This is a genomic window from Actinomycetospora sp. (assembly GCF_055612215.1).
Genome location: NZ_JBVPVA010000978.1, coordinates 1 through 2,465, shown reverse-complemented (window position 1 = coordinate 2,465; position 2,465 = coordinate 1). Strand labels below are relative to the sequence as shown.

Annotated in this window: 4 protein-coding genes; all 4 read left to right on the top strand. The window is 75.1% G+C overall.

From position 1 onward, the window contains the following. Positions 1 to 718, top strand: a 718-nt coding sequence (locus AC0CYZ_RS26610; RefSeq protein WP_472220969.1) for a LysR family substrate-binding domain-containing protein, incomplete at its 5' end; no start/stop codon positions are given. A 171-nt stretch (positions 719 to 889) separates the two neighbouring features. After that, positions 890 to 1,084, top strand: coding sequence for a ferredoxin (locus AC0CYZ_RS26605; protein WP_472220968.1), 195 nt, complete (start codon positions 890 to 892; stop codon positions 1,082 to 1,084). Between the two features lie 74 nt (positions 1,085 to 1,158). Beyond that, positions 1,159 to 1,878, top strand: a complete 720-nt coding sequence (locus AC0CYZ_RS26600) for a TetR/AcrR family transcriptional regulator (protein ID WP_472220966.1) — start codon at positions 1,159 to 1,161, stop codon at positions 1,876 to 1,878. Beyond that, on the top strand, positions 1,875 to 2,465 hold a 591-nt coding region (locus AC0CYZ_RS26595; protein ID WP_472220964.1), incomplete at its 3' end, for a solute carrier family 23 protein. The genes AC0CYZ_RS26600 and AC0CYZ_RS26595, both read left to right, overlap by 4 nt.

Here is a 2,465-nt window from a genome sequence, read left to right as displayed (position 1 = left end):
GACCCCGGCCGGCCGGGTGCTGCTCGACGCCGCGCCCCGGGTGCTCTACGAGGCGGAGCGGGCGCAGACGCTGGTGACGCAGGCCGCGAACGGGGCGGTCGGGCTGCTCACGGTCGGCTCGGTCGGCACCGCGCTCGCCTCGATCACCCCGCGCATCCTGCGCTCGATGCGGGCGCGCTTCCCCGACCTCCAACTCGAGGTCGCCCAGCAGGACACCTCGGCCCAGCTCGTCGCCCTCGCCGACGGCCGCCTCGACGTCGGCCTGGTGCGCGCGGCCGCCGCCACCGAGGCGGTGGCCGTCGAGCACCTGGTCGCCGAGCCGCTGTTGGTCGCCGTGCCGTCCGACCACCGCCTCGCCGAGGGCTCCGCCATCGTCCCGGAGGACCTCGCCGAGGAGCCGTTCGTGCTCTGGCCCCGCCCCCTCGGGCGCGCGTTCTTCGACACGATCGTCGGGTACTGCCACGAGCACGGCTTCAGCCCCCGCATCGTCGCCGAGGGCGCGGACATCGAGACCCAGCTCGGCCTGGTCGCGGCCGGGCTGGGCGTGTCGCTGCAGCCGTCCTACTACGCCAACCTGCGCCCGCCCGGCGTCGTGTTCCTGCCCCTCGAGGGCGAGGTGCCGCAGGTCGCGCTGCAGGTGGCGTGGCGGCGCACGGACCGCTCGCCGGCGGTGGCGCACTTCGTCGAGGCCGCCCAGGAGTGCGCGCAGGGCTCCTGAGCGGACGGCCCATCCGGCAGCCCGCTCCCGTTTCCGGTGCTAGCGTCGAGGTGGCGGTCCGCCGCGAGTGTGGTCCACGGACTGCGGAGCCTCCCCGTCACCTGGTGGGATCACGACCGTCGAGCGGACCCGCCGCCTCCACCACCTCCGGCCACCAGGAGAGGACCCCCCATGAAGATCCAGGCCGACCGCGACGTCTGCATCGGCGCCGGCAACTGCGTGCTGGCCGCCGAGAACGTCTTCGACCAGGACGACGACGCGATCGTCGTCGTGCTGCAGGAGAGCCCCGACGACGAGGACGCCGAGGCCGCCCGCAACGCGGTCGGCTCGTGCCCGTCCGGGGCCCTCGCCATCGTGGAGGACTGACTCCACCGATTCCGAGGGGTGAGGTGGGCGTGAGGAATCCCCGGTCAGCGGTCCGACGCTGCTAGCGTCACGCCGTGACCGGGCCGGGCCTCTCGTCGCGTCCGTTGCGTGCGGACGCGCTGCGCAACCACCACGCGATCGTTGCTGCGGCGCGTGAGGCGTTCGAGCAGGTCGGGCCCGACGTGTCGTTGGAGGAGGTCGCGCGCCGCGCGGGCGTCGGCCCCTCGACGCTCTACCGCCGGTTCGCCGGGCGCGACGAACTCGTCGCCGCGGTCTTCGCCGAGTACTTCGAGGAGGCCGTCGAGCCGCTGCTGGCCCGGGCCGCCCGCGAGGTCGACCCGTGGGCCGCGGTGGTCCGCGTGATCGAGGAGATCGCCCGGGCCCTGCTGCACCGGCGGGGCATCCTGCGGGCGGCCAAGGACTCCGGGGTGTTCACCGCGGAGCTGGCGCTGCGTTTCATCGGCCCGCTCTCGGACGTCGTCGCACGCGCCCGTGCCGCCGGCGTGCTGCGGCCCGACGTCGAGACCCGGGACCTGCCCGCAGCGGCCGTCATGGTCGTGGCCACCGCCGCACCGTTCGGCGAGGACGTGCGTGCCGACCGCTGGGACCGCTACCTCGCCCTCGTCCTGGACGCCCTCGCCGCCGAGGGGCACCGCGGGACGTTGCCCCCGCTCGACCCGCCGCCGCACTGCGAGGTCGCCGAGCGCCTCGAGGTCGCCCTCGCCGCGCCCGGTCCGTCCGAGTCCTCCGGGTCCCCGACCCGCCCGTCCGAACCCGCGGGAGACCTGAGTTGACCGATCCGGCGTCCCGCCCGGGCCCCCTCCGTTGGACGCTGCACGGTGACGGCCGCTCGCCCGGACCCGGCGAGGTGGTGCGCCCCGAGGAGCGGATGAGCTGGGGCCGCACCGTCGGGCTCGGCATGCAGCACGTGCTCGCGATGTTCGGGGCCACGTTCGTGTTCCCCGTGCTCATGGGGCTCGACCCGAACCTCGCGATCCTGCTCTCCGGGCTCGCGACGATGCTCTTCCTGCTGATGACGCGTGGGCGGGTGCCCAGCTACCTCGGGACGAGCGCCTCGTTCGTCGGGGCCGTCGCCGCCGTACGTGCGGGCGGCGGGACCAGCGCGCAGGTCACGGGCGCGATCGCCGTGACGGGGGTGGTCCTCGCACTGGTCGGCCTCGCGGTGCACCTCGGGGGCGCCCGGGTCATCTCGGCGATCCTGCCGCCCGCCGTCACCGGGGCGGTCGTCCTGCTGATCGGGCTCAACCTCGCCCCCGTGGTGGCGGGCACGTACTGGCCGCAGGACCAGGGCGTCGCGCTGGTGACGATGCTCGTGGTCATGATCGTCGCGGTCGCCGGCCGGGGCATGATCGGGCGGCTC

Excerpts from the sequence above, each read along its gene's own strand:
- AC0CYZ_RS26605 (WP_472220968.1), top strand. The coding sequence starts at position 890 with ATGAAGATCCAGGCCGACCGCGACGTCTGCATCGGCGCCGGCAACTGC.